The 26,005-nt window shown below is 68.2% G+C and carries 20 protein-coding genes; 10 read left to right on the forward strand and 10 right to left on the reverse strand.

What is annotated here, in order from left to right; genetic code table 11:
• Nucleotides 1–30: 30 nt before the first annotated feature.
• Complete coding sequence (locus tag FFI87_RS03525) at nt 31–1,440, reverse strand: FAD-binding oxidoreductase (RefSeq protein WP_012363140.1); 1,410 nt, start codon at nt 1,438–1,440, stop codon at nt 31–33.
• A 139-nt stretch (nt 1,441–1,579) separates the two neighbouring features.
• On the opposite strand from FFI87_RS03525, the gene FFI87_RS03530 reads away from it, so the two are divergent.
• A complete protein-coding gene (locus tag FFI87_RS03530) occupies nt 1,580–2,131 on the forward strand; it encodes a cob(I)yrinic acid a,c-diamide adenosyltransferase (RefSeq protein ID WP_012363141.1) in 552 nt (183 codons plus the stop codon).
• A gap of 94 nt (nt 2,132–2,225) precedes the next feature.
• Nucleotides 2,226–3,434 carry an NO-inducible flavohemoprotein gene (gene hmpA, locus FFI87_RS03535; protein ID WP_012363142.1) on the forward strand — a complete coding sequence of 403 codons (1,209 nt, stop codon included), beginning with the start codon at nt 2,226–2,228 and terminating at the stop codon, nt 3,432–3,434.
• A gap of 78 nt (nt 3,435–3,512) precedes the next feature.
• Here hmpA and FFI87_RS03540 read toward each other — a convergent pair whose 3' ends face one another.
• The 6 genes from FFI87_RS03540 to FFI87_RS03570 form a co-directional block, all read right to left on the reverse strand.
• Nucleotides 3,513–3,902 carry a type II toxin-antitoxin system VapC family toxin gene (locus FFI87_RS03540; RefSeq protein WP_138848214.1) on the reverse strand — a complete coding sequence of 130 codons (390 nt, stop codon included), beginning with the start codon at nt 3,900–3,902 and terminating at the stop codon, nt 3,513–3,515.
• Nucleotides 3,899–4,168, reverse strand: a complete 270-nt coding sequence (locus FFI87_RS03545) for a type II toxin-antitoxin system Phd/YefM family antitoxin (RefSeq protein WP_138848213.1) — start codon at nt 4,166–4,168, stop codon at nt 3,899–3,901. Before FFI87_RS03545 ends, FFI87_RS03540 begins: the two co-directional genes overlap by 4 nt.
• Before the next feature lie 123 nt (nt 4,169–4,291).
• The gene (gene aroG / locus FFI87_RS03550; RefSeq protein WP_012363144.1) at nt 4,292–5,365 is read right to left on the reverse strand and encodes a 3-deoxy-7-phosphoheptulonate synthase AroG; all 1,074 of its coding nucleotides are present in this window, start codon (nt 5,363–5,365) and stop codon (nt 4,292–4,294) included.
• 445 nt (nt 5,366–5,810) lie between these two features.
• Nucleotides 5,811–7,277, reverse strand: coding sequence for a metalloprotease TldD (tldD, locus tag FFI87_RS03560; RefSeq protein ID WP_012363145.1), 1,467 nt, complete (start codon nt 7,275–7,277; stop codon nt 5,811–5,813).
• 93 nt (nt 7,278–7,370) lie between these two features.
• Nucleotides 7,371–8,198 (reverse strand): carbon-nitrogen hydrolase family protein, encoded by an 828-nt coding sequence (locus FFI87_RS03565; protein ID WP_138848212.1) that lies wholly within the window; start codon nt 8,196–8,198, stop codon nt 7,371–7,373.
• A gap of 51 nt (nt 8,199–8,249) precedes the next feature.
• On the reverse strand, nt 8,250–12,446 hold the full coding sequence (locus tag FFI87_RS03570; protein WP_138848211.1) for a YhdP family protein: 4,197 nt from the start codon (nt 12,444–12,446) through the stop codon (nt 8,250–8,252).
• Nucleotides 12,447–12,673: 227 nt separating this feature from the next.
• Between FFI87_RS03570 and glnE the strand changes: the two genes are divergently transcribed.
• Nucleotides 12,674–15,475 carry a bifunctional [glutamate--ammonia ligase]-adenylyl-L-tyrosine phosphorylase/[glutamate--ammonia-ligase] adenylyltransferase gene (gene glnE / locus FFI87_RS03575; protein ID WP_138848210.1) on the forward strand — a complete coding sequence of 934 codons (2,802 nt, stop codon included), beginning with the start codon at nt 12,674–12,676 and terminating at the stop codon, nt 15,473–15,475.
• 115 nt (nt 15,476–15,590) lie between these two features.
• On the opposite strand, the gene recN is transcribed toward glnE, so the two are convergent.
• Nucleotides 15,591–17,240 (reverse strand): DNA repair protein RecN, encoded by a 1,650-nt coding sequence (recN, locus tag FFI87_RS03580; protein WP_011656032.1) that lies wholly within the window; start codon nt 17,238–17,240, stop codon nt 15,591–15,593.
• 19 nt (nt 17,241–17,259) lie between these two features.
• Nucleotides 17,260–18,162, reverse strand: coding sequence for an NAD kinase (locus FFI87_RS03585; protein ID WP_006752731.1), 903 nt, complete (start codon nt 18,160–18,162; stop codon nt 17,260–17,262).
• Between the two features lie 130 nt (nt 18,163–18,292).
• Between FFI87_RS03585 and hrcA the strand changes: the two genes are divergently transcribed.
• The 3 genes from hrcA to FFI87_RS03600 all read left to right on the forward strand — a co-directional run bounded on the left by hrcA (nt 18,293) and on the right by FFI87_RS03600 (nt 21,020).
• Complete coding sequence (gene hrcA, locus FFI87_RS03590; protein WP_011656033.1) at nt 18,293–19,315, forward strand: heat-inducible transcriptional repressor HrcA; 1,023 nt, start codon at nt 18,293–18,295, stop codon at nt 19,313–19,315.
• A 137-nt stretch (nt 19,316–19,452) separates the two neighbouring features.
• On the forward strand, nt 19,453–20,517 hold the full coding sequence (hemH, locus tag FFI87_RS03595; RefSeq protein ID WP_138848209.1) for a ferrochelatase: 1,065 nt from the start codon (nt 19,453–19,455) through the stop codon (nt 20,515–20,517).
• A 95-nt stretch (nt 20,518–20,612) separates the two neighbouring features.
• A complete protein-coding gene (locus tag FFI87_RS03600; RefSeq protein WP_006752734.1) occupies nt 20,613–21,020 on the forward strand; it encodes an RNA-binding S4 domain-containing protein in 408 nt (135 codons plus the stop codon).
• On the opposite strand, the gene FFI87_RS34410 is transcribed toward FFI87_RS03600, so the two are convergent.
• Nucleotides 20,992–21,153, reverse strand: coding sequence for a hypothetical protein (locus FFI87_RS34410; protein ID WP_006752735.1), 162 nt, complete (start codon nt 21,151–21,153; stop codon nt 20,992–20,994). The genes FFI87_RS03600 and FFI87_RS34410 overlap by 29 nt on opposite strands.
• 353 nt (nt 21,154–21,506) lie before the next feature.
• On the opposite strand from FFI87_RS34410, the gene grpE reads away from it, so the two are divergent.
• The 4 genes from grpE to dnaJ all read left to right on the forward strand — a co-directional run bounded on the left by grpE (nt 21,507) and on the right by dnaJ (nt 26,001).
• Nucleotides 21,507–22,052, forward strand: coding sequence for a nucleotide exchange factor GrpE (gene grpE / locus FFI87_RS03610; protein ID WP_006752736.1), 546 nt, complete (start codon nt 21,507–21,509; stop codon nt 22,050–22,052).
• Between the two features lie 10 nt (nt 22,053–22,062).
• Nucleotides 22,063–22,503, forward strand: coding sequence for a thioredoxin family protein (locus tag FFI87_RS03615; RefSeq protein WP_138848208.1), 441 nt, complete (start codon nt 22,063–22,065; stop codon nt 22,501–22,503).
• Nucleotides 22,504–22,649: 146 nt separating this feature from the next.
• On the forward strand, nt 22,650–24,611 hold the full coding sequence (gene dnaK / locus FFI87_RS03620) for a molecular chaperone DnaK (RefSeq protein ID WP_138848207.1): 1,962 nt from the start codon (nt 22,650–22,652) through the stop codon (nt 24,609–24,611).
• A gap of 253 nt (nt 24,612–24,864) precedes the next feature.
• The gene (gene dnaJ, locus FFI87_RS03625) at nt 24,865–26,001 is read left to right on the forward strand and encodes a molecular chaperone DnaJ (protein ID WP_011656039.1); all 1,137 of its coding nucleotides are present in this window, start codon (nt 24,865–24,867) and stop codon (nt 25,999–26,001) included.
• The last annotated feature ends 4 nt before the right edge of the window (nt 26,002–26,005 follow it).

Genomic DNA, 26,005 nt, shown 5'->3' on the forward strand with positions numbered 1-26,005 from the left:
CCTGCGGCGGCGCGGCGGCGCGCCGCCGTGTCAGCACGTGAAGATCTTGCCGGGATTCATCAGGTTGCGCGGATCGAGCGCGAGCTTGATCGCGCGCATCGCGTCGATCGCGTTGTCGCCGTGCTCCTTCGGCAGGAAGCGCATCTTGTGCAGCCCGACGCCGTGTTCGCCGGTGCAGGTGCCGCCGAGGCGCAGCGCGCGCTCGACGATCCGGTCGTTGATGCGTTCGGCTTCGTCGAGTTCGTCGGGCTTGTCGGGATCGATCAGGATCGCGACGTGGAAATTGCCGTCGCCGACGTGGCCGACGATCGGGCAGGGCAGCGACGACGCGCGCAGGTCGACTTCGGTCTCCTCGACGCACGCGGCGAGCTGCGAGATCGGCACGCACACGTCGGTCGTCACCGCGCGGCAGCCGGGTTTCAACTGCAGCATCGCGAAGTACGCGTTGTGGCGCGCGGCCCAGAGCCGCGTGCGGTCCTCGGGGCGGGTCGCCCATTCGAAGCCCTGGCCGTTGTTCTGGCCCGCGAGCGCCTGCACGAGCTCGGCTTGTTCCTTCACGCCGGCTTCGGTGCCGTGGAATTCGAAGAACAGCGTCGGCGCTTCGGCGAGCGTCAGGTTCGAATGGCGGTTGATCGAGCGCACCGCGAGCGCATCGACGAATTCGACGCGCGCGATCGGCACGCCGATCTGGATCGTCTCGATCACGGTGCGCACCGCGTCGCCCATCGACGGGAACGTGCAGATCGCGGCCGACACGGCTTCGGGCAGCGGATGCAGGCGCAGCGTGATCTCGGTGATCACGCCGAGCGTGCCTTCGGAGCCGACGAACAGGCGCGTGAGGTCGTAGCCCGCCGACGACTTGCGCGCGCGCGAGCCTGTCTTCACGACGCGGCCGTCGGCGAGCACGGCGCTCAGGCCGAGCACGTTCTCGCGCATCGTCCCGTAGCGCACGGCGTTGGTGCCGGACGCGCGGGTCGCGGTCATCCCGCCGATACTGGCGTCGGCGCCCGGATCGATCGGGAAGAACAGGCCGGTGTCGCGCAGCGCTTCGTTGAGCGCCTTGCGCGTGATGCCCGGTTCGACCGTGACGGTCAGGTCTTCCGCGTTGATCGACAGCACGCGGTTCATCTCCGACAGGTCGAGCGATACGCCGCCGCGCACGGCGAGCAGGTGGCCTTCGAGCGACGAGCCGGCGCCGTACGGAATCAGCGGTACGCTGTAGAGCGCGCACAGCGACACGACTTCGCGGACTTCATCCGCGCTGCGGGCGAACACGACGACGTCGGGGAGTTGCGGATCGAACGGCGATTCGTCGCGGCCGTGATGGGCGCGGACTGCGTCGGCGGTCGACACGCGCTCGCCGAAGGCGGCGCGCAGCGCATCGAGCATCGCGGGCGGGAGGGGGCGGCGCGTGGCGGCCGGCGTGTGGGGGTGATTCACTCGTGTCTCCTGACGGCTGCTTGTCAACTTTCGGTTCATTCTACGCTGCAACGTCCGCTGCGGCCCCCGCCGCGGCCTGCGATAATCGCGTACCAATCCCACCTGGCCGCGCTGCGGCCGCGCACGAGAGGACATTCGCATGGGCCACCGCTTGAGCAAGATCGCCACGCGCACGGGTGACGACGGCACCACCGGCCTCGGCGACGGCCGCCGCATCGGCAAGGACGACACGCGGATCGCCGCGATCGGCGACGTCGACGAGCTGAACTCGACGCTCGGCGTGTTGCTGGCCGAGCCGCTTCCGGACGACGTCCGCACCGCGCTCGTCACGATCCAGCACGACCTGTTCGATCTGGGCGGCGAGCTGTGCATCCCCGGCCATGGGGTGCTCGACGACACGCACCTCGCGCGCCTCGACCGATGGCTCGCCGACTACAACGCGACGCTGCCGCCGCTGAAGGAATTCATCCTGCCGGCCGGCTCGCGCGCGGCATCGCTGGCGCACGTGTGCCGCACGGTGTGCCGCCGCGCCGAGCGCTCGATCGTTGCGCTCGGGCGCACCGACACGCTCAATGATGCGCCGCGGCGTTACGTGAACCGGCTGTCGGACCTGCTGTTCGTGCTGGCGCGCGTGCTGAACCGCGCGGACGGCGGCTCGGACGTGCTGTGGGAGCGCGGGCGCGTGCGCTGACGCGCGCCATCGTTTTCCGCGCTGCGACAATTTGTCCGAGGGGCGCTTGGATTTTAAAGATGTATCGTGTGTGCATGTTTAACGGAGAACGCACATGACCCATATCACCGCTGACCAGATGGCCCGTGTGAAGGCCACCGCCCCCGTCCTTGCCGAGCACGGCGCGACGATCACGAAGCACTTCTATCAGCGCATGTTCGCGCGTCATCCGGAACTGAAGAACCTGTTCAACCAGACGCACCAGAAGACCGGCAGCCAGCCGGAAACGCTCGCGAAGGCGGTCTACGCGTATGCCGCGAACATCGACAACCTCGGTGCGCTGGGCGGCGCGGTGTCGCGCATCTCGCACAAGCACGCGAGCCTCAATATCCGTCCGGAGCATTACCCGATCGTCGGCGAGAACCTGCTCGCGTCGATCGTCGAAGTGCTCGGCGACGCGGTCGACGCGGAAACGCTCGAAGCCTGGCGCGTCGCGTACGGCCAGCTCGCGCAGATCATGATCGGCGCCGAGGCCGACCTGTACGCGAACGCCGCATGGAGCGGCTTCCGCCCGTTCAAGGTCGCCCGCAAGGTGCGCGAAAGCGACGAGATCACGTCGTTCTACCTGACCCCCGCCGACGGCGGCGACGCGCCGAAGTTCGAGCCGGGCCAGTACATCTCGGTGAAGCGCTTCGTCGGCGATCTGGGTGTCGACCAGCCGCGTCAGTACAGCCTGTCCGACGCGCCGCACGGCAAGTGGCTGCGCATTTCGGTGAAGCGCGAGGCCGGCAGGCCGGAAGCGATCCCGGCCGGCAAGGTGTCGACGCTGATGCACGACGGCGTGGAAGAGGGCGCTATCGTCGAAGTGACCGCGCCGATGGGCGACTTCTCGCTGAAGCGCGATGTCGAGACGCCGGTCGTGCTGATCTCGGGCGGTGTGGGCATCACGCCGATGATGTCGATGGCGTCGACACTGATCGCCGAAGGCAGCAAGCGCGAAGTGCGGTTCGTCCACGCATGCCGTTCGGGCGCGGTGCACGCGTTCCGCGACTGGCTGAACGACGCGGCGCGCGAGCACGCGAACGTGAAGCGCACGGTGTTGTACGAGCTGGTCGGCCCGAACGACCGTGCCGGTGTCGATCACGACCTCGAAGGGCGCCTGACGCCGGAACGTGTGAAGCAGCATGCGCTGGTGCCGGATGCCGACTACTACATCTGCGGCCCGATCGCGTTCATGAAGGCGCAACGCGATGCGCTCGTCGCGCTGGGCGTCGCGCCGGAGCGTGTGAACACCGAGATCTTCGGCTCGGGCGCGCTCGAGTGATGCGCGAACGGACGGTCTCAGGCCAGTAAAAAAGCCCGGCGCGAGCCGGGCTTCGATTTTGTCGCGTGCATGACGATGTCAGGCACGCAGCATCAGCGTGGAGTGATAGCGCCACACTTTCGGATCGGCGCTGACGAGCGGCATGCCTTCATGGAGTACCTGCGCGACCATCACGCGGTCGAACGGATCGGCATGATCCGGAAAATCCGGCAGCGCGGCGACGCCCTCAACATGATCGCTGCTGATCGGCAACTCGGTAAAACCTGCGAGCCGGAACGCCGAACGTGCATCGCGCGGATGGACGGGCAGATTGCCTTTGCGATATTTGGTCGCGATTTCCCAGATGGACGCGGCGCTGACGTACAGCGTGTTCTCGGGGGGCTCGATCAACGCGACCGCAGTCGCGGAAAGTTGCGGCGCGCCTTCAGCCGCCCATAGTGCGATGTACGTATCGAGCGGCAGCTTCATGGTGCGAGTCCCCGTTCCGAGCTGGCATCAAAGTCGGAAGCGATCGATTCGTCGCCGGCATTGAATGCCTCGACGGTTGTCGGGATGTTCAGCCCGGCAAGCAATTGACGGGCGGCGCCGATCCGCTTCGGCGCCGCGTAAGGAACGATTCGGGCAACGGGATGGCCATTGCGGGCGATCACGACTTCTGACTCGCGCCCCAATTCAATCGCTTCGACGAGGCTCGAGAGCCGCGACTTGGCATCGTGCATGTTGACGGTCGGCATGGCCGCTCCCTGGTTAGCGAGATGGTATTAGCTAGTTTAAGAGAGTGAAATGACGGCCGCAGGCTGACCGCATGGCCAAGCCGCCGGCAGGCGGGCCATGGCGGTTCAGCCAGTTCACGTCCGTCAGTTCCCGCTGCCGCGCGCGACGCGGCGTGCCTTCACCGATTCCGCGAGGCCTTCGAGCACCTTCACGCTGTCGTCCCACGCGATGCACGCATCGGTGATGCTCTGGCCGTACGTCAGCGGGCAGCCTTCCTTCAGGTCCTGACGCCCCTCGACGAGGTGCGACTCGATCATCACGCCGACGATGCGCTCGTCGCCGGCCGCGACCTGGCGGCCGATGTCCGCGCACACCGGAATCTGGTTCTCGTGCTTCTTCGAGCTGTTCGCGTGGCTCGCGTCGATCATCAGGCGCGCGGCGAGGCCGGCCTTGCCGATGTCCGCGCACGCGGCGTTCACGCTGTCCGCGTCGTAGTTCGGCGCCTTGCCGCCGCGCAGGATCACGTGGCAGTCCTCGTTGCCGGCCGTCGACACGATCGCCGAGTGGCCGCCCTTGGTCACCGACAGGAAATGGTGCGGCTGCGACGCGGCCTTGATCGCGTCGACCGCGATCTTCACGTTGCCGTCGGTGCCGTTCTTGAAGCCGACCGGGCACGACAGCCCCGACGCCAGCTCGCGGTGCACCTGCGACTCGGTCGTGCGCGCGCCGATCGCGCCCCACGAGATCAGGTCGGCGATGTACTGCGGGCTGATCATGTCGAGGTATTCGGTGGCGGCCGGCAGCCCCATCTCGTTGATATGCAGCAGCAACTCACGCGCGGTGCGCAGCCCTTCGTTGATCTTGAAGCTGTTGTCCAGGTGCGGATCGTTGATGAGCCCCTTCCAGCCGACCGTCGTGCGCGGCTTTTCGAAGTACACGCGCATCACGATTTCCAGCTCGCCCTTGAAGCGCTCGCGCTCCTTCACGAGCCGCCCCGCGTACTCGATCGCCGCCTTCGTATCGTGGATCGAGCACGGCCCGATCACGACGATCAGCCGGTCGTCCATCCCGTGCAGGATGCGGTGCATCGACTGGCGCGAGTGGTAGATCAGCTCGGACGCGGCCTCGGAGCACGCGAATTCGCGGATCAGGTGGGCGGGCGGCGTCAGTTCCTTGAGTTCGCGAATGCGGACATCGTCGGTGTTGTGCGGGGGCATGCTGTTTTCTCCTGTGTCGACCGGCTCGAGTGCTTCGGCACTTGCTCCGGCCCCATGCAAAGCTGTTGAGGGCGCCGCCCAATGACTACGCGTGCGGCAAATTCATCGATTCAGGCAATTCAGTGGTGTCGACCGCGGCCGCGGGACCGCTGCGGCGGCGACCGGCTGGCGAAGGGCGAAAAAAAACCGCCGGGTTCGCCGGCGGTTTTTCGGGAATTTCGGTTGCGCTTCACGCGCCATCAACCCTCTCGATCCGCCAGCGGTCTGAGATGCCAAAAAAAGTAAAAATAAAACTTGGCGGACATGACGGAGATTCGGTTCGTCAAAAAAGTTGATTCGGAATTTATACCGTGTCGCCGGGCGGCTGGCAAGCCGGGGCGTCAAAAAATGCGGACAATCCGCGCGTTGTTGTCAAAATGCGCGGATTGTCTGCGTCGCGATGCGGTTATGCCGTACCGCCGACCGTCATCTTGTCGATCCGCAGGGTCGGCTGGCCGACGCCGACCGGCACGCTCTGGCCTTCCTTGCCGCACACGCCGACACCCGAGTCGAGCGACATGTCGTTGCCGATCATGCTCACGTACTTCAGCGATTCCGGGCCGCTGCCGATCAGCGTCGCGCCCTTCACCGGGTAGGTGACCTTGCCGTTTTCGATCATGTACGCCTCGGACGCCGAGAACACGAACTTGCCGTTCGTGATGTCGACCTGGCCGCCGCCGAAGTTCACCGCGTACAGGCCGTTCTTCACCGACGCGATGATTTCCTGGGGATCCTTGTCGCCGTTGAGCATGTACGTGTTGGTCATGCGCGGCATCGGCAGCGCCGCGTACGATTCGCGCCGCGCGTTGCCGGTGACGGGCATCTTCATCAGGCGCGCATTCAGCGTGTCCTGGATGTAGCCCTTCAGGATGCCGTCCTCGATCAGCGTCGTGCACTGCGTCGGGTTTCCTTCGTCGTCGATGTTCAGCGAGCCGCGGCGGTTCGGCAGCGTGCCGTCGTCGACCACCGTCACGCCCTTCGCGGCGACCTGCTCGCCGATGCGGCCGGCGAACGCGGACGAGCCCTTGCGGTTGAAGTCGCCCTCGAGACCGTGGCCGATCGCCTCGTGCAGCAGCACGCCCGGCCAGCCCGGCCCGAGCACGACCGTCATCGCGCCGGCCGGTGCGGGGCGGGCGTCGAGGTTCACCAACGCTGCGTGCACGGCGTCGTCGACGTAGCGCGACAGCACGTCGTCGGTGAAGTAGGCGTAGTCGAAGCGGCCGCCGCCGCCGCCGGAGCCGATCTCGCGGCGCCCGTTCTGCTCGGCGATCACCGTGACCGACACGCGCACGAGCGGGCGGATGTCGGCCGCAAGCGCGCCGTCGCTGCGCGCGACCAGCACGACATCGTATTCGCCGGCGAGACCCGCCATCACCTGCGTGACGCGCGGGTCGCGCCCGCGCGCCATCTGCTCGATGCGCTCGAGCAGCTTGACCTTGGCGGTCGCGTCGAGCGACGCGAGCGGATCGGACGGCAGGTACAGGTCGCGGCCCGAGATGCCCGTCAGCGACGTCGCGGCCCTGATCTTCTGGCGGCCGCCGCCGGCCGCCGCGATTGCCTTGGTGGCCGCGGCCGCCTGCGCGATGGCTTCCGGCGACAGGTCGTCCGAGTAAGCGAACGCGGTGCGGTCGCCCGCGACCGCGCGCACGCCGACGCCCTGGTCGATGCTGAAGCTGCCCGACTTCACGATGCCTTCCTCGAGGCTCCACGCTTCGCTGCGGGTCGCCTGGAAGTACAGGTCCGCGTAGTCGACGCGATGCGTGAAGATGTCGGCGATCGTGCGCGTGAGCAGGCTCTCGTCGAGGCCGTACGGCGTGAGGAGGATGTCCTTCGCCAGCGCAAGATTGCGGATGCCGGGTTCGATGATGTTCATGCGGGTATCGAGGGTTCTCAAAAAGTTGTCGGGTGCGTTCTGGGCAGATGGGTTGGCCGGGCGGCGTTTCAAGCGCCGGGGCGGTTCAGCGGGTCAGGCCAGCACGCGATGCCGCCACGCGGGCAGGCTCTGGCGCACGTCGGCGATACGCTGCGGATCGAGCGCGCCGGTCACGACGCTCGCGCCTTCGTCGCGGACTGCGACGATCTCGCCCCACGGGTCGATCAGCATGCTGTGGCCCCAGGTGCGCCGGCCGTTCTCGTGCTTGCCGCCCTGCGCGGCCGCGAGCACGTAGCACTGGTTCTCGACGGCCCGCGCGCGCAGCAGCATTTCCCAGTGCGCGCGACCCGTCGTATACGTAAACGCCGACGGCACGACGATCAGCGCGCAGTCGCCCATCCGGCGATACAGCTCCGGAAAGCGCAGATCGTAACAGACCGACAGGCCGACCCGCCCGAACGGCGCGTCGAACGCGACGACCGTCTCGCCCGCGCGGATCGTGCGGGCCTCGTCGAACGATTCGTCGCCTTTCTCGAAGTTGAACAGGTGGATCTTGTCGTAGCGGGCGGCCTCGTGGCCGCTCGGATCGAACACGAGCGTCGTGTTCAGCACGCGATCGGGCTCCGGTGCCTTCAGCGGCAGCGTGCCGCCGATCACCCAGATGCCGTGACGCTGCGCGGCCTGCGCGAGAAACTGCTGGATCGGACCGTCGCGGTAGGGTTCGGCGAGCGCGAGCTTGTCGGTGTCGCGGTGGCCCATGAAGCAGAAATACTCGGGCAGCAACACGAGCTGGGCGCCGTCGCCGGCCGCTTCCGCGATCAGGCGGCCGGCTTCGGCGAGATTGCGCGCGACATCCGGCGTGCTCACCATCTGCAGCGCGGCGACCCGAAAGGGCGTGGCGGAACGGGTGTGATCGGTCATCGCTGGATCGATTGCGTCATAAATAGGGTGCGGCCCGGCACCCTGCGCGCGTCAATGGCTCGCCGCATCGGCCGGACCGTGATTCATCTTACCCTGATCGCCCCGCACCCGCTCGATGTGCGGATGCGCCCACGAGCCCGTGATCGCGTAGTCGAGCGCGAACGCGTGCGACAGCGTCTCCGACAGCGCGTAGTTCGCGGCCAGCACGCCGACGCCGAGCAGCGGATTGATGATCGCGGCCGCGATCGCCGCCGTGCCGGCGCCGATCTTCGGTGCGACGTGCGCGTGCAGGTCCTGCGTCTCGGCGCCGAGGTCGACCGCACCGCGCACCGTCACGTTCGCCGGCGCCGTCGTCATCGAGAAGTCGTCGGTGCGCGCGATCCCGTTCGAGATCCGGCTGGTGCCGGTGATCTTGTCGAACGGCAGCCCCTTGCCGACCACGTCGCGGAAATTCAGCGTCAGGAAGCGCGCGAGACTCTGCAGGCTCAGCACGCCGAGCAGTTTCGCGGCACCCGGATCCACCTTCAGGATCTGGCCGTGCTCGAGATCGACCGCGACCTGGCCGCCGAGCGACGGCAGATCGACCGCGGTGGGGCCGCCGCGCCAGCCGACCTTGCCGGTCACCGTGCCGTGGCCGTTCGCGACCGTGCGCGGCAGGCCGACGAGATCGAGCAGCGCGCCCGCGTTGCCGATGTCGAGCTTGAAGTCGAACACGCTGCGGCGCGGCGCATCGTTTTCGTCAACGCCGCGGGCCAGCGCGCGGCGCGAGGTGCGCCAGTTGCCGGTCGCCGTCAGCTTCGCGGCCGGGTTCGCCAGCTCGAGCTTGTCGAGCTGCCACACCGGCGCGCCGTCCTCGTCGATGTTGCGCGCATTGACGACGAGCCGGCCGATGTCGTGATCGCGCGCGACGACCTGGTCGACGATCAGGTCGACCGACGGCATCGGCCGGTCGGTCGGCGTCGGCAGGTTCATCGCACGGCCGACGAGGTCGTGCTGCGCGCTCTGCGGAATCACGAGCTTCGCGAGCCGCGCGTTCAGCACGCCCGCGCCGTTGTGACCGCCGCCCTGCGCCCACGACAGGTAGCCCGAGACCTGGTTCGACGCGATGTTCGCCTGCCACAGCTCGTCGACGTGCGACGCGCCGATGATCACGTTTTCCCAGTTGCGCTTGAGCAGCTTCAGCGTGCCGAAGTGCAGCGCGAAGCGCTTCGGCGTGAAGCTCGCGACGTCGATGCGCGGCGCGGCCTGCTCCGGTGCGCGCGGGGTGTCGTGCTGCAGCGTGCGGGCCAGCGCGAGCCATGCGTCGGCGTCCAGTTCGTCGACGTCGACGGCCGCGCTCACGCCGTCCTGCGGCAGGTCGGGCATCCGGTGGATGCCCATCGCGCCGCGCACCGCGCGCAGCGGCTGGCCGCGCGTCGCGTCCAGCAGGTAGGTCGCGGACACGGGCCCAAGCGTCAGGTCGGCATGTTCGAGGCGCTTGCCGTCCGCCTCGGCGGCCGGCTGCAGCGTGAAGCGGAACGGCATCGGCGTGCCGGCCGGTTTCGCGAACGGCGCGGGGAAGTTCAGCGCGACGCCCGTCAGGTCGGAATGCGCGGCGACCTCCGGCAGGCGGCCCGGCGCGCCGCGCACGGCGACGTGGTACGGCGCGTCGCCGACCACGTGCTCGAGCAGCGCCGCGGCCGTGCCGTGCAGGTTCAGGCCGCGCGTGGCGTCGAGCGCGAGCTTGCCGTCGACGTTCACCGCGTACGGGCCATGCGACTGGAAGTTGCCGTTCGCGCGCACCGGGCCGCCGAGGAAGCGCCCCGACAGGTCGTGCAGCGACGCGCCGGCCTCGCTGAATCGCACGCTGCCGCGCAGCGCGGACAGCGGCGGCACGCCGTCGGTCGACAGCGTGTTGCCGCCGAACGCGAGGGCGCCTTCGACGTGCGTATGCGGATGCGGCACGTGCTGCGGAATCGTGATCTTGAGCGCGAGCGCCGCGGGCCCCTGCGCGTCGATCCGCTGGCCGATGTGCCCGCTCATCGTGCCGAGCGAGCTGTTGTCCGCGTAGTCGATCAGGTCCGCGAGCGGGCCTTGCGCATGGCCGTCGATGATGAGCGGCGACTTCGACGGGTTGCCGAGATCGTCGATCCGGCCGGCAACGTGGGTCAGCGCGACGCGCTTGTAGCGCGCGCGGGCGATGTCGAAGTGCAGCTTGTTCTGCGCGAGCTCGAACACGCCGTCGATCGCGTCGAGTGCCGGCCAGACGCTCGGCGTGCCGTTCGCGAGCTTGCGCGGCGGGTACGGCGTCGGCTCGAAGCGCCCGCCGGTAAACGGCGCGACGATATGGAACACGCCGGCATCCGGCTCGTGTGAGAACGGGAATTTCTCCAGCGGGCCGCGCGCGACGATCGACGCGCCCTTGGTCACCTGGCCGTCCTGCAGCGCATGGCCGAGATACTGGCGCAGGCGTTCGGACATCCCGGTCGGCAGGTAGCGCGGAATGCGCGCCACCGACGCGCGCGCGAAATCCGCGCGCAGGTCGAGCGAGCCGCGGCCGTGGCCGGGGTTCGTGTACGAGCCCGACACCGCGATCTCGGCATCGGGGTTCGAGACGAGCAGGTCGGGCAACGTCACGTCGACGCGCGCGTGCTTGTCGCCCGGCGCCGGCGTGATCACCCATTTCGCGTTGCCGCGCAGCCGGTCGAAGGTCAGGCGCGGCTGGTCGAATTCGCCGGGCACCGTGACCGCGGCGTTGACCGTGTCGAAGTGCGCGCTGCCGCCGGTCTCGTTCGCATCGATGCGGCCCCACAAATTCTCGACGCCCGGCCAGCCGGCGCGCGGGTGACCGCGCGGGGAAAGGCCCGGCGGCGGCTCCTGCGCGGCGACGCTGATGCCCTGCAGATCGCCGAGGAAGCGGTAGCGCACGATCGGCGCGGCGCCCATGCGCCGCTCTTCGTCGGCGAGCTCGGGCCGCGCCGGCTTCGCGCGTTCGACCTCGATGTGATAGTTCGACACCATCCCGCGCGGGTCGAGCTTGATCAGCTCGTTGCGCAGGCGTGCCGGCAGCGGCAGCCCGCGGATGAACTCGCTGAGGATGCCGAGATCGACGCGGTCGCCGACGACGCTCAGCAGTTGCCCCTGGTCGGCGGCCGGTACGCGGTAGCGGGCGGTCAGCGTCGACAGCGCGAGCGAGCGAGCGAGCGGCGTGCCGTCCGGCAGCGGCGGCTGGCCGAGCTCCGCGTTGAAGCGCGTCAGGTGCAGCGTGTAGTCGCGGCCGGCGTTCAGCGCCATGTCCCAGCCGAACCCGACTGTCGGCACGTCGAGGCGCGGCTGGGTCGGCCGCACGCGCAGCACGACGTCGGCGCCCTGCAGGTCGCCGCCCGCGGAGCGCAGGTGGCCGTCCTCGAAGGTCGCCCAGATCGCGTTGTCGATCCGGCCCGCATGGATCGTGAGCGGAATGTCGAGATAGCGGCCGAGGGTCTGCAGGTCGACCGGGCCGGTCGACAGGTACGCGTCGCCGGTCCAGTTCGTCGGCTTGCCGATCGGCTGGAGCGGCTTGTGCCGGAAGCGCGCGCGGAAATCGAGCGGGCCGAGCAGCAGCGTGCCGTTCGCCGGCGCCTGCAGCGCGGCCTTGTGCACGCGGCCGTGGTTGAGCACCGCCAGGCGGATGCCCGACAGCGCGAGCTCCGGTGCGTCGTGCTGCGCGTCGCGCCAGCGCAGCGTGCCGTTGCGCAGCACGATCGCTTCCTGCTTCAGCAGCCACGTGCTGAACGTGTCGTTGCCGCCATGGGTGGTCGCGACGCCGACTCCCGCGACGCTCAGCGAGCCGTCGGCCGCACGCGCGACGACGAGGTCGGGGTGGTCGACGATCAGGCTCGACAGCGCGGGCGACAGCCGCAGCAGCGACATCCAAGACAGCGCGGCTGTCGCGTGCGGGACCGACAGCGCGATCCGGCCGTCACGGCCGCGAATCGTCAGGTTGGTGACTTCGACGCCCGGCTGCATGCCGGACCAGTGGGGAGACAGTCTGCCGATCGAAAGCTGCGCGTGGAGCTTGTCGGACACCGCGCGCTCGATGCGCGGGCGGAATTCGTCGATGCGCGGCAGCAGCACGTAGCGCAGCCCGAGGAACGAGGCGGACGCGACGAAGTAGGTGCCGATACCGACTGCCAGCGTCACCCTGAACACGCGACGCAGGACAGGATGATCGTGCTTCGGAGGTCCCGCTTCGGGCGCAGGTACGGCGGATTCCTGACGGTCGGACATGCGGCGGAAGGGCGGCGATATGGTAGTTTTGCAGACTGACGTTGAAATGTATCACAGGGGTTCGTGCCGGCGGCCGTTGGGGCAGCATGGCACGGGCTTTCCGGCGCGCGGTTTTCGCGGCGGCGCACCCGCGCCGCGATGCCGCGCCGAATCCAAGGAGCCTGTCGGCAGCGGGGCGCGCATGCGTCGCCCGCGGCGGCGGGCCTTACCGCCAGGCCCGCTTTTCGATGACCGACGCTTCCGCCCTGATCAGCCCGTCCTACTCCCGCTATATCGCCCGCGCGGCCGCCGCGCGTCCCGCGCTGTCCGAGCGGATCGCCGCGTGGGCCGCCGCGCCGCTGTCCCGCGCGCAGCTCGACGCGCGCCTGAGCGAGCTGCTCGCGCCGCCGGCCGGCACGGCCGCGCCGAGCGACGAGCAGTTGAAGCGCGCGCTGCGGCAGTTGCGTGTCGAAGTGTTCGGCGCGGTCGCGGAGCGCGACCTGCGCGGCCTCGCGAGCGTCGCCGAGGTGACGGGCGCGATGACCCATCTGGCCGAAGCGGCCGTGCAGCGCTCGCTCGTGCTGCTGTCCGCCGAGCTCGAGGCGATGTACGGCGAGCCGCGCGGCGCCGACGGCCAGCGCGTCGTGCTCGGCGTCGTCGGGATGGGCAAGCTGGGCGGCCGCGAGCTGAACGTGTCGTCGGACATCGACCTGATCTTCGTCTACGAGGACGACGGCGAGACGGCCGGCGGCACGCGCTCGCCGCTGTCCACCCAGGAATACTTCACGCGGCTCGGCCGGCGCCTGATCGGCGTGCTGTCCGAGGTCACGGCCGACGGCTACGTGTTTCGCGTCGACATGCGGCTGCGCCCGAACGGCGATTCGGGGCCGCTCGTCTGCAGCCTCGGGATGCTCGAGGAATACTTCTACGTGCAGGGCCGCGAATGGGAGCGCTACGCGTGGATCAAGGGGCGGCTCGTGTCGGAAGGCGACAGCGACGCGGCGCGGCGGCTCGAGTCGCAGCTCGAATCGATCGTCAAGCCGTTCGTCTACCGCCGCTATCTCGACTTCGGCGTGATCGGCGCGATCCGTTCGCTGCACCAGCAGATTCGCCACGAAGCCGCGCGCCGCGCGTCGATGCGGCCCGACAAGGCCGACGACATCAAGCTCGGGCGCGGCGGGATCCGCGAGATCGAGTTCAGCGCGCAGGTGTTCCAGCTGATCCGCGGCGGCCAGGATGCGGGGTTCCGCGTGCGGCCGACGCTCGCGGTGCTGCGCCATGCGCAGGCGCGCGGGCTGATCGGCGAGGACGTGCGCGAGCGGTTGACCGACGCATACAACTTCCTGCGCACGCTCGAGCACCGGTTGCAGTACCGCGACGACGCGCAGACGCATGCGATGCCGGTCGATCCGGACGAGCGCGCGGCGCTGGCCGCGTCGCTCGGCTTTGCGGACTACGCGGCGCTGATGACGGTGCTCGATGGCCATCGCACGTTCGTCGAGGCGCAGTTCGACCAGATTTTCGCGGACAAGGTGAGCGGCGGCCCCTGCGCGGCCGGCGAGGACACGGCGGCCGCGTGGATCTGGAGCGGCGCGCTCGCCGACGACGGCGAAGACCACGCGCTGCTCGCGCGCCTCGATGGCCTCGGCTTCGCCGATCCGGCGGCCGTGCTCGCGCGGCTGCGCGCGATCTGGCAGTCGTCGCGCTACGCGGGCCTGCCGGAAAAGAGCCGGCAGCGCTTCGACAGCGTCGCGCAGCGCGCGCTCGAGGCCGCGCCGCGGATCGACGCCGCGCGCCGCGACGAAACCGTCGTGCGGCTGTTCGACCTGCTCGAGACTGTCAGCCGGCGCGGCGTCTATCTCGCGCTGCTGACCGAGTACCCGGCCGCGCTCGACCGCGTGCTGTCCGTGCTCGGCGCGACGCGCTGGGGCGGCGGCTACCTGATCCGTCATCCGCAGCTGCTCGACGAACTGCTCGACGACGAAGCGATCGCGAGCCCGTTCGACTGGCCGGCGTTCAAGGATGCGCTGCGCGCGCGTCTCGCGGCGGCCGACGGCCCCGAGCAGCAGATGGACCTGTTGCGGCATGCGCAGCACGCGGAGGTGTTCCGCATCCTGTTGATCGACCTGGCGGGCCAGCTGTCGGTCGAACACGTGAGCGATCGCCTGTCCGAGCTTGCCGATGCGGTGCTCGACGTGACGATCGAAGTGGTCTGGTCGCAGCTCGCGAAGCGCCATCGCGACGTGCCCAAGTTCGCGGTGATCGCGTACGGCAAGCTCGGCGGCAAGGAACTCGGCTACGCATCGGATCTCGACCTGATCTTCCTGTACGACGATCCCGACGAGCGCTCGGCAGATGTCTACACGACATTTACGCGACGGCTGATCACCTGGCTCACGACCGCGACCGGCGCGGGCGCGCTGTTCGACATCGACCTGCGGCTGCGGCCGAACGGCGAGGCCGGGCTGCTCGTGACCGATCTCGACGCGTTCCGCCGCTACCAGCTGCGCGAGGGCGATGCGGCGAACACCGCGTGGGTGTGGGAGCACCAGGCGCTCACGCGCGCGCGCTACAGCGCGGGCGACACGCAGATCGGCACGGACTTCGAGGCGATCCGCCAGCAGGTGCTCACGACGCCGCGCGACGGCGACGTGCTCGCGAAGGAAATCGTCGACATGCGCGGCAAGGTGTTCGCGGGCCATCCGAACCAGACCGCGCTGTTCGACCTGAAGCACGATCGCGGCGGGATGGTCGACATCGAGTTCATCGTCCAGTACTGGGTGCTGCTGCATGCGTCGAGCGATGCCGAGCTGATCCGCAACACCGGCAACATCGCGCTGCTGCGCGAGGTCGCGCGCTTCGGGCTGATGGGCGAGGACGAAGCCGAGCGTGTCGGCGCGGCGTACCGCAAGTACCGGAAGCTGCAGCACAAGCTGCGGCTCGACGGGATGGAGAAGGCGCGGGTCGATCCGGGCCTGGTGGCCGACGAGCGGGCGGCCGTGACGGCGCTTTGGACGCGGGTGTTCGGGGCGATCGAAACGGGCGTTTGAGCCGGACGTTCGAATTCGCGGCCCGCAGCACTGAGCCAGTGTGATCGAGCGCTCGCTCGCCAAAAAAAGACCGGCGCATGCGCTGGTCTTTTTGCATTCGGCCAAGGTGCCCGCGTCAGGCCGCCAGCATTTCCTTCGCGTGCTTGCGCGTCGTCGCGGTGATCTCGAGCCCGCCGAGCATCCGTGCGACTTCCTCGACCCGGCTCGCCTTGTCGAGCGGGATGACCGACGACACGGTGCCGCCGCGGTCGTCGGCGCCTTTCGCGACCTGATAGTGATGGTCGCCGCGCGCGGCCACCTGCGGCAGGTGCGTCACGCACAGCACCTGGCGGTCGCGCCCGAGCTGGTGCAGCAGGCGGCCGACCACTTCGGCGACGCCGCCGCCGATCCCCGTGTCGACTTCGTCGAAAATCAGCGTCGGCGTCGGGCTTGCCGCGCTCGCGATTACCGCGAGCGCGAGGCTGATCCGCGCGAGTTCGCCGCCCGACGCGACTTTCGCGAGCGGGCGCAGCGGCACGCCGGGGTGCCCGGCGACCCGGAATTCGACCTGCTCGAGCCCGTGCGGGCCGCCGTCGGCGAGCGGCACGAGCGCGACTTCGAAGCTGCCGCCCGCCATCGATAGTTCCTGCATGCCGGCCGTGACGGCCGTGCCGAGCGCCTTCGCCGCCTGCGTGCGGGCCTTCGACAGGTGTTTCGCGTCGGCGAGATAGGTTTCCCATGCCTTCGCCTGCGCGGCTTCGAGCGCGCCGAGATCGGCGGCCGCGTCGAGCGCGGCGAGCTGCGCGCGACGTGCCGCATGTTCCTCGTGCAGCGTGCCGGGCGGCAGCCGGAACTTGCGGGCGGTCGTGTGCAGCGCGTCGAGGCGCGCTTCGACCTGCGCGAGCCGGGCCGGGTCGAGATCGAGGCGCTGCGCGTAGTGCGACAGCGAATAGACGGCTTCCTGCAACTGGATCTCGGCCGGTTCGAGCGACGCGAGCGCATCGCCGAGCGCGGTGTCGTAGTCGGCCAGATTGCGCAGCTTCGACACGATCGCGCCGAGCTGCGGGAGCATCGCGTCGTCGGCCTCGGACAGCGCGTTGAGCGCGCCCTGCACGCCGGCGATCAGGTTCGCCGAGTGCGACAGCCGCTTGTGCTCGCTGCCGACTTCGTCCCATTCGCCCGGCTGCGGCGCGAGCTTGTCGAGCTCGGCGAGCTGCCACGCGAGCTTTTCGCGCTCAAGCTGGAGTTCGCGCTCGTGCGCCTTCGCGGCGTCGATCGCCTGCGTCGCGTCGCGCCAGACGCGCCACGCGCGGGCGACGTTCGCGGCATCGGCGACGAGCCCCGCGTGCGTGTCGAACAGCTCGCGCTGCGCGTCGGGCCGCATCAGCAACTGGTGCGCGTGCTGGCCGTGGATGTCGACCAGCATCTCGCCGAGCTCGCGCAGTTGCGCGAGCGTCGCGCTGGTGCCGTTGATGAACGCGCGCGAGCGGCCGTTCGCGTCGATCACGCGGCGCAGCATCACGGTGTCCTCGGCGTCGAACGCGTGCTCGTCGAGCCAGCGCGCGACGCGGTCGTGCGGCGTGAATTCGGCGGTGATGTCGGCACGGCCGCAGCCGGCGCGCACGACGCTCGCGTCGGCGCGTTCGCCGAGCGCGAGCGCAAGGGCGTCGATCAGGATCGATTTGCCGGCGCCGGTTTCGCCGGAAAAGACGGTAAAGCCGCTGTCGAATTCGAGATCGAGCGCGGCGACGATGACGAAGTCGCGAATCGAGAGGTGGCGGAGCATGGTGTCGGGCTGTGGTGCGTCAGGACGCCGTGTCGTCTTCGTTCGATGCGTGTTCGTTCCAGTGCAGCTTCTTGCGCAGCGTCGCGTAGTAGCTGTAGCCGACCGGATGCAGGAACGGCACCGTGTGCTTCGAGCGGCGCACCTCGATCGTGTCGTTCAGTTCGAGTGCGGTGAACGACTGCATGTCGAAGTTCACGTTGACGTCGCGGCCGCCGACGATCTGGATCGCGATCTTCGAATCGTCGGGCAGCACGATCGGCCGGTTCGACAGCGCATGCGGCGCGATCGGCACGAGCACGATGCCCTGGAGTTGCGGGTGCAGGATCGGGCCGGCCGACGACAGCGCGTATGCGGTCGAGCCGGTCGGCGTGGCGACGATCAGGCCGTCCGAACGCTGGTTGTACATGAACCGGCCGTCGACCGACGCGCGCAGCTCGACCATCCCGGAAAAGCCGCTGCGGTTCACGACGACGTCGTTGAACGCGAGGGCGTGGTAGATCGGTTCGCCGTCGCGCACGATCCGCGCCTCGAGCAGCGAGCGCTCCTCGCGCTCGAACTTGCCCGACAGGATCACCGGCACGCGCGCCTGCATGTCGGCGGCCGCGATGTCGGTGATGAAGCCGAGCCGCCCGTGGTTGATCCCGATCAGCGGGGTCTTGTACGGCGCGAGCTGGCGGCCGATGCCGAGCATCGTGCCGTCGCCGCCGAGCACGACCGCCACGTCCGCGCGCGCCCCGATCTCGGCCGGCGTGAGCGCCGGATAGCCGGAGATGCCGATCTCGCGAGCGGTGTCGACTTCGAACACGACCTCGAAGCCCAGCTTCGCGATGCAGCCGGCCAGCGTGGTGAGCGGCTCGGCGATGCCGGGCGTGTTGCTCCGGCCGACGAGCGCGACAGTGTTGAACTGATTACCGGTTTTCATGCCGGCATTACACCATAGCTCGTTGACGAAAAGAACCGGTTGTGCGCAGACGGGGCCGGATCGGCCGGCCCGCGCGACTGGGGCCGCTGCCACTCGCCGTGCTGGCGCGGTTGCGCTAAAATTTTCCACCATGCTAGATCCTCGCGCACGAACCCTCCTGAAAACCCTGATCGAACGGTATATCGCCGACGGTCAGCCGGTCGGATCGCGCACGTTGTCCCGTTACTCCGGGCTCGAGCTGAGCCCGGCAACGATCCGCAACGTGATGTCCGACCTGGAGGAGCTCGGCCTTGTGTCGAGCCCCCACACATCGGCCGGCCGCGTGCCGACGCCGCGCGGCTATCGCCTGTTCGTCGACACGATGCTGACGGTCGAGACGCCGATCGACGCCGAGGCCGTCGCGCGGCAGGTGCAGCACACGCTGCAGGCCGGCGAGCCGCAGCAGCGGGTCGTGGCGGCCGCCGCCAGCGTGCTGTCGAACCTGTCGCAGTTCGCGGGCGTCGTGCTGACGCCGCGCCGCAGCCACGTGTTCAAGCAGATCGAGTTCATGCGCCTGTCGGACAAGCGGATCCTGCTGATCATCGTCACGCCCGAGGGCGACGTGCAGAACCGGATGCTCGCGACGCCGCGCGACTATTCGCCGTCGCAGCTGACCGAGGCATCCAACTACATCAACGCGCATTTCGCCGGGCTGTCGTTCGACGAGGTGCGCCGCCGCCTGCGCGACGAGATCGACCAGCTGCGCGGCGACATGACCACGCTCATGCATGCGGCCGTGACGGCCAGCACCGAGGTGCCCGATACCGAAGACACCGTGCTCATTTCCGGCGAGCGCAACCTGCTCGAAGTGGCGGATCTGTCGTCCGACATGGCACGGCTGCGCAAGCTGTTCGACGTGTTCGACCAAAAGACGGGCCTCCTGCAACTGCTCGACGTGTCGAGCCACGCCCAGGGCGTGCAGATCTTCATCGGCGGGGAATCGACGCTCGTGCCGATCGAGGAGATGAGCGTCGTCACCGCACCCTACGAGGTGAACGGCCAGATCGTCGGCACGCTCGGCGTGATCGGCCCGACCCGCATGGCCTACAACCGCGTGATCCCGATCGTCGACATCACCGCGCGCCTGCTGTCGCTCACACTGAGCCAGCAATAACCTGACCGGCACCGTCCCGCCATCGTGCCGTGGCGGCGCGCGCACCGCTATTCGGCCGAACGGCCAGCCGACCCGAGCGGGGCAGCCCGCTATAATTGAGAGCCGTCCGACTGCGTGCCCCGAGCACGTTCCTGCCCATGCGTTTCGATCTTGAGCCGCCTTCGAGCGTCGCGGCCGCCCATCGTACCGGCGTGCTGCTGATCAATCTCGGCACGCCCGACGCCCCGACGCCGCGCGCGGTGCGGCGCTATCTGGCCGAATTCCTGTCGGATCCTCGCGTCGTCGAAATCCCGCAGGTCGTCTGGCAGGTACTGCTGCGCACGCTGATCCTGCCGCTGCGCGGCCGCGCGTCCGCGAAGAAATACGCGGCCGTCTGGATGCCCGAGGGTTCGCCGCTGCGCGTCTACACCGAGCGGCAGACCGAGGGCGTGCGGCACCTGCTCGCATCGAACGCCTATCAGGTGACGGTCGATTACGCGATGCGCTACGGCAGCCCGAACATCGCGCAGGCGCTCGCGCAGTTCAAGCGGGCGGGCGTCGAGCGCGTGCTGCTGATGCCGATGTATCCGCAATACTCGGCGTCCACCACCGCGACGGCATTCGATGCCGCGTTCGCCGCGCTCGCGCGGATGCGCAACCAGCCGGAAGTGCGCACGGTGCGGCAGTACGCCGACCATCCGGCCTACATCCGCGCGCTTGCCGAGCAGGTGCGCCAGTACTGGGCGCAGCACGGCCGGCCCGATTTCGCGGCCGGCGACAAGCTCGTGCTGAGCTTTCACGGCGTGCCGAAACGCACGCTCGACCTGGGCGACCCCTATCACGACCAGTGCCAGCAGACGGGCGCGCTGCTGATGGCCGCGCTTGGGCTGTCGACGCTCGAATGCCGCGTGACGTTCCAGTCACGCTTCGGCAAGGCCGAATGGCTGCAGCCGTACACGGCGCCGACGCTGCGCGAGCTCGGCGCGGCCGGCGTGCGGCGGGCCGACGTGTTCTGTCCTGGTTTTACGGCCGATTGCCTGGAGACGATCGAGGAAATCGGGATGGAGGTGCGCGACGAATTCATTGCGGGCGGCGGCCAGGCGTTCCACCGGATTCCATGCCTGAACGGCGCGCACGCATGGATCGGCGCGCTCGGCGAGATCGTCGCCGAGAATCTGCAGGGCTGGCCGGTGAAGGCCGCGCAGCCCGAAATGGTGAACTGAAGGTGAACTGAAATGACGGCCCGCCCCCTGTGCGCACTACGTCCGCCGGTCGAGCGGGCGGGCAGCCGTGATGGGGCGGCACGGCGGAGGCTGGCATGAACTACAAGATTTCGACGGAACCCGGCGCGCGGCTGCGCATCGACAAATGGCTGTGGGCAGCCCGCTTCTTCAAGACGCGCTCGCTCGCGTCCGACGCGGTCGACAAGGGTCACGTGAAGATCGGCGGGGCGGCGGTCAAGCCGGCGAAGGACGTGCGCGTGGGCGACGAGGTCGAGATTGCGATCGACGGTGTCGTCTGGCACATTGCCGTGCTGGGAATTTGCGACGTGCGCGGGCCGGCGAGCATCGCGCAGACGCTCTACGCGGAAACGGAGGCCGGACGAGCCGCGCGGCTCGCCGAACTCGAACGGCGCCGCACGTATCGGGAGCCGGCGGCGGAACTGCACGGCCGGCCGACCAAGCGCGATCGGCGCATCATCGACAGATTTTCGGGTGGAAGCTGAACATCTGGTCGAACGTCGCCCGCGCGCTTCCGTATTCGGTCGTGCGGTCGGTGACGGCTCCGGACAGGCAGATGGTGGTGGTGCCGGCAATCAGTACCAGCGCGACCACCGATATGGCAAAGGTCAGTTTCACGGTACTCGCCTCGTGGGACGGTTGAATGCGGCGCCAGGTGGATGTCAGGCGGCGGTCAGCTAGGGGTAAACACGCTTTCCGACGCTTGAGTTGGAGTGTAGTGCAGCCTCTCGAGCCGAGCTAGTACCACTCAGGTAAGCGTTGTTACCGGTCGTTTCGTCCGGTTTGGCGGCAAATGCGCGCAATGGGGCGGCGCGCAGCGCGGTTGTTTCGCGGCATTGGCGAATGCCGGCGAATAACCCTCTTGAAGTCGCAGTTTTCGCCCTTATTTGCACCATGTATGTGCGGTGCCGCCGGGTATACGGTCCGGCGGTTGCCGATTTGGCTTCAACCTCTAATCGACTTTCAGCGACATGGAAAACACGCAAGAGAACCCGGCTACCCCATCGGCCGATGACATCGGCAGCGAGAAGCAGGCGGCGCAAGGCGCTGCTCCCGCCGCCGAAGCAGCCGACGCGGCGCTCGCGGAGGCTCAAGCCAAGGTCGCCGAGCTGCAGGAGAGCTATCTCCGGGCGAAGGCCGAGACGGAGAACGTCCGCCGCCGCGCGCAGGACGACGTCTCGAAGGCGCACAAGTTTGCGATCGAGAGCTTCGCCGAGCACCTGCTGCCGGTGCTGGACAGCCTCGAGGCCGCCGTCGGCGACACGTCCGGCGACATCACGAAGGTACGCGAAGGCGTCGAGCTGACGCTGCGCCAGTTGACGAGCGCGCTCGAGAAGGGCCGTGTCGTCGCGATCAACCCGGTCGGCGAGAAGTTCGATCCGCACCAGCACCAGGCGATTTCGATGGTGCCGGCCGAGCAGGAGCCGAACACCGTCGTGACCGTCCTGCAAAAGGGCTACATGATCGCCGACCGCGTGCTGCGTCCGGCGCTCGTCACGGTCGCCCAGCCGAAGTAAGGCTGCCGCGATGATTCCCGCCGGCGTCGATCCGGCCGCGTTCAACGCGTTCGACATGCAGGCGCTGGCGCCCGACACGTTCGACGCCGGTGTCGCCGGCGCTGGCGATGCGCTCGCCGTGGTGTTCTTCTGGGGCGTCGACTGCTTCAATTGCGAGATCGCGAAGAAGGCGATGCTCGCCCAGCCGGACGCGATCCGCGCGCTGGGCCTGAAGTGGTTCCACTGCAACGTGTACGAATACCCTGAGCTGGGGCGCCGCTTCGGCCTGCACGGCGTGCCGACGTGGTTCTTCTTCCACCGCGGCAAGCGGCTCGGCCGCGCGACCGGCTGGCATGGTCTCGCGCAGTTCCAGGCAGCGGTGTCGGCGGCGCGCGCGAAGATCGCCGCGGCCGGCGCGCAGCCGGCCGGGCGCGACGGCGGCCCGCACGATCCAGCTACCGGCGGCGATTGAAAAAATTTAATATCCGCATCGCTGGGCGGGTCTTGAAAACGGGCCGGCCGGACGCATTTCGGAAACAGAGTTGAATTCAGGCGCGCGAAACCGCCCAAAAACGCGGGGTTTCGCGCAGCAAACAAGCATTTCTGGAGATTAGGAAAATGGGAAAGATCATCGGTATTGACCTCGGCACCACGAACTCGTGCGTTGCCATCATGGAAGGCAACCAGGTCAAGGTCATCGAGAACTCGGAAGGCACGCGCACGACGCCGTCGATCATCGCCTACATGGACGATAACGAGGTGCTCGTCGGCGCGCCGGCCAAGCGTCAGTCCGTGACCAACCCGCGGAACACGCTGTTCGCCGTGAAGCGCCTGATCGGCCGCCGCTTCGAAGAGAAGGAAGTCCAGAAGGACATCGGCCTGATGCCGTACGCGATCATCAAGGCCGACAATGGCGACGCATGGGTCGAAGCGCACGGCGAGAAGCTCGCGCCGCCGCAGGTTTCGGCGGAAGTGCTGCGCAAGATGAAGAAGACGGCCGAAGACTACCTCGGCGAGCCGGTCACGGAAGCCGTGATCACGGTGCCGGCGTACTTCAACGACAGCCAGCGTCAGGCGACCAAGGACGCCGGCCGCATCGCGGGCCTCGAAGTCAAGCGGATCATCAACGAGCCGACCGCGGCCGCGCTCGCATTCGGCCTCGACAAGGCCGAGAAGGGCGACCGCAAGATCGCCGTGTATGACCTCGGCGGCGGCACGTTCGACGTGTCGATCATCGAGATCGCGGACGTCGACGGCGAAATGCAGTTCGAAGTGCTGTCGACCAACGGCGACACGTTCCTCGGCGGCGAGGACTTCGACCAGCGCATCATCGATTACATCATCGGCGAATTCAAGAAGGAGCAGGGCGTCGACCTGTCGAAGGACGTGCTCGCGCTGCAGCGCCTGAAGGAAGCGGCCGAAAAGGCGAAGATCGAGCTGTCGTCGAGCCAGCAGACCGAAATCAACCTGCCGTACATCACGGCCGACGCATCGGGTCCGAAGCACTTGAACCTGAAGATCACCCGCGCGAAGCTGGAAGCGCTGGTCGAGGACCTCGTCGAGCGCACGATCGAACCGTGCCGCATCGCGATCAAGGATGCCGGCGTCAAGGTGTCGGACATCGACGACGTGATCCTGGTCGGCGGCCAGACCCGCATGCCGAAGGTGCAGGAGAAGGTGAAGGAGTTCTTCGGCAAGGATCCGCGCCGTGACGTGAACCCGGACGAAGCCGTCGCGGTTGGCGCGGCGATCCAGGGCCAGGTGCTGTCGGGCGACCGCAAGGACGTGCTGCTGCTCGACGTGACCCCGCTGTCGCTCGGTATCGAGACGCTCGGCGGCGTGATGACGAAGATGATCAGCAAGAACACGACGATCCCGACGAAGCACGCACAGGTGTATTCGACGGCGGACGACAACCAGTCGGCCGTGACGATCAAGGTGTTCCAGGGCGAACGCGAGATGGCGGCAGGCAACAAGCTGCTCGGCGAGTTCAACCTCGAAGGCATCCCGCCGTCGCCGCGCGGCGTGCCGCAGATCGAAGTGACCTTCGACATCGACGCGAACGGCATCCTGCACGTCGGCGCGAAGGACAAGGCGACCGGCAAGGAAAACAAGATCACGATCAAGGCGAACTCGGGCCTGACCGACGCCGAAATCGACCAGATGATCAAGGACGCGGAAGCGAACGCAGCGGAAGACCACAAGCTGCGCGAGCTGGCTGATTCGCGCAACCAGGGCGACGCGCTGGTCCACAGCACGAAGAAGGCGCTCACCGAGTACGGCGACAAGCTGGACGCCGGCGAGAAGGAGAAAATCGAGGCGGCGCTGAAGTCGCTCGAGGACGCGCTGAAGGATACGTCGGCCGACAAGGCGACGATCGACGCGAAGGTCGAGGAACTCGGTCAGGTTTCGCAGAAGCTCGGCGAAAAGATGTACGCCGACATGCAGGCGCAACAGGCCGGTGCGGCCGGTGCGGCCGGCGCGGCGGGTGCGGCGGAAGGCGCGGCCCACGCGGGTGGTGCGCAGCAGGCCGCCGACGACGTCGTCGACGCCGAGTTCAAGGAAGTGAAGAAGGACTAAGCCAGGTTGCCATGGCACCGCACGCCGCGCGCGATATGCGCGCGGCGCGGTTGAACAGCGGTCTGTCTTTCCCTTCCGGATGGCCGGATCGACTCCACGCCTGGCGGGCTTCGCGGCCCTCCGGGCACATTTGTTTTTTGGCGGGTGCTGCGCGAGCCGTCCGCGGACGGCGCAGCGCCAGACGAGTCGAGAGACTTTACTGCGGGCGAAAGGAGCCGCCGCGCGTGCGACGCGCGAAGGCACATGAATCGATATGGCGAAACGGGATTACTACGAGGTTCTGGGCGTCGCGAAGAACGCGAGCGACGACGAAATCAAGAAGGCATATCGCAAGCTTGCGATGAAGTATCACCCTGACCGCAATCCGGACAGCAAGGATGCGGAAGAGCATTTCAAGGAGGCGAAGGAAGCCTATGAAATGCTGTCGGACGGCCAGAAGCGTGCGGCGTACGACCAGTACGGCCACGCGGGCGTCGATCCGAACATGGGCGGTGCGGGCGGCCAGGGTTTCGGCGGTTTCGCGGATGCGTTCGGCGATATCTTCGGCGACATCTTCGGCCAGGCCGCGGGCGGCGCCGCGCGCGGCGGCCGCGGCGGCCCGCAGGTGTATCGCGGCGCCGACCTGCGCTACAGCATGGAAATCACGCTCGAGCAGGCCGCGCACGGCTACGACACGCAGATCCGCGTGCCGAGCTGGGTGTCGTGCGAAGTCTGTCACGGCTCGGGCGCGAAGCCCGGCACGAAGCCGGAAACCTGCCCGACCTGTCACGGCCAGGGCACGGTGCGCATGTCACAGGGCTTCTTCAGCATCCAGCAGACCTGTCCGAAATGCCACGGCACCGGCACCTACATCCCGGAACCGTGCGTGCACTGCCACGGGTCGGGCAAGGTGAAGGAAACCAAGACGCTCGAAGTGAAGATCCCGGCCGGCATCGACGACGGAATGCGGATCCGCTCGGCCGGCAACGGCGAGCCCGGCATCAATGGCGGGCCGCCGGGCGATCTGTACGTCGAGATCCACATCAAGCCGCATTCGGTGTTCGAGCGCGACGGCGACGATCTGCACTGCCAGATGCCGATCCCGTTCACGACCGCCGCACTCGGCGGCGAGATCGAGGTGCCGACGCTGGCCGGCCGCGCGTCGTTCCCGGTGCCGGAAGGCACGCAGTCGGGCAAGACGTTCCGCCTGCGCGGCAAGGGCATCAAGGGTTTGCGTTCGAGCATCGCGGGCGATCTGTACGTACACGTGCAGGTCGAGACGCCCGTGAAGCTGACCGACCAGCAGCGCGACCTGCTCAAGCAGTTCGAGAAGTCGCTGGCCGAGGGCGGTGCGCGTCACAGCCCGCAGAGCAAGAGCTGGTTCGACCGGGTGAAGAGCTTCTTCGAGTAACGGC

The sequence above is a fragment of the Burkholderia sp. KBS0801 genome (assembly GCF_005937855.2).
GTDB lineage: Bacteria > Pseudomonadota > Gammaproteobacteria > Burkholderiales > Burkholderiaceae > Burkholderia > Burkholderia ambifaria.

What these genes read in the sequence shown, in the direction of transcription:
- dnaJ (WP_011656039.1), top strand. Translation starts at nt 24,865, where the DNA reads ATGGCGAAACGGGATTACTACGAGGTTCTGGGCGTCGCGAAGAACGCG.
- FFI87_RS03600 (WP_006752734.1), top strand. Translation starts at nt 20,613, where the DNA reads ATGAACTACAAGATTTCGACGGAACCCGGCGCGCGGCTGCGCATCGAC.
- tldD (WP_012363145.1), bottom strand. Translation starts at nt 7,277, where the DNA reads ATGAACATCATCGAACCCGGCATCCGCAATCTTGCGCTGGCGAAGGAC.
- aroG (WP_012363144.1), bottom strand. Translation starts at nt 5,365, where the DNA reads ATGCCCCCGCACAACACCGACGATGTCCGCATTCGCGAACTCAAGGAA.
- hrcA (WP_011656033.1), top strand. Translation starts at nt 18,293, where the DNA reads ATGCTAGATCCTCGCGCACGAACCCTCCTGAAAACCCTGATCGAACGG.
- dnaK (WP_138848207.1), top strand. Translation starts at nt 22,650, where the DNA reads ATGGGAAAGATCATCGGTATTGACCTCGGCACCACGAACTCGTGCGTT.
- FFI87_RS03585 (WP_006752731.1), bottom strand. Translation starts at nt 18,162, where the DNA reads ATGAAAACCGGTAATCAGTTCAACACTGTCGCGCTCGTCGGCCGGAGC.
- FFI87_RS03540 (WP_138848214.1), bottom strand. Translation starts at nt 3,902, where the DNA reads ATGAAGCTGCCGCTCGATACGTACATCGCACTATGGGCGGCTGAAGGC.
- glnE (WP_138848210.1), top strand. Translation starts at nt 12,674, where the DNA reads ATGACCGACGCTTCCGCCCTGATCAGCCCGTCCTACTCCCGCTATATC.
- hmpA (WP_012363142.1), top strand. Translation starts at nt 2,226, where the DNA reads ATGACCCATATCACCGCTGACCAGATGGCCCGTGTGAAGGCCACCGCC.
- FFI87_RS03570 (WP_138848211.1), bottom strand. Translation starts at nt 12,446, where the DNA reads ATGTCCGACCGTCAGGAATCCGCCGTACCTGCGCCCGAAGCGGGACCT.
- FFI87_RS03615 (WP_138848208.1), top strand. Translation starts at nt 22,063, where the DNA reads ATGATTCCCGCCGGCGTCGATCCGGCCGCGTTCAACGCGTTCGACATG.
- grpE (WP_006752736.1), top strand. Translation starts at nt 21,507, where the DNA reads ATGGAAAACACGCAAGAGAACCCGGCTACCCCATCGGCCGATGACATC.
- recN (WP_011656032.1), bottom strand. Translation starts at nt 17,240, where the DNA reads ATGCTCCGCCACCTCTCGATTCGCGACTTCGTCATCGTCGCCGCGCTC.
- FFI87_RS03545 (WP_138848213.1), bottom strand. Translation starts at nt 4,168, where the DNA reads ATGCCGACCGTCAACATGCACGATGCCAAGTCGCGGCTCTCGAGCCTC.
- hemH (WP_138848209.1), top strand. Translation starts at nt 19,453, where the DNA reads ATGCGTTTCGATCTTGAGCCGCCTTCGAGCGTCGCGGCCGCCCATCGT.
- FFI87_RS03565 (WP_138848212.1), bottom strand. Translation starts at nt 8,198, where the DNA reads ATGACCGATCACACCCGTTCCGCCACGCCCTTTCGGGTCGCCGCGCTG.
- FFI87_RS03530 (WP_012363141.1), top strand. Translation starts at nt 1,580, where the DNA reads ATGGGCCACCGCTTGAGCAAGATCGCCACGCGCACGGGTGACGACGGC.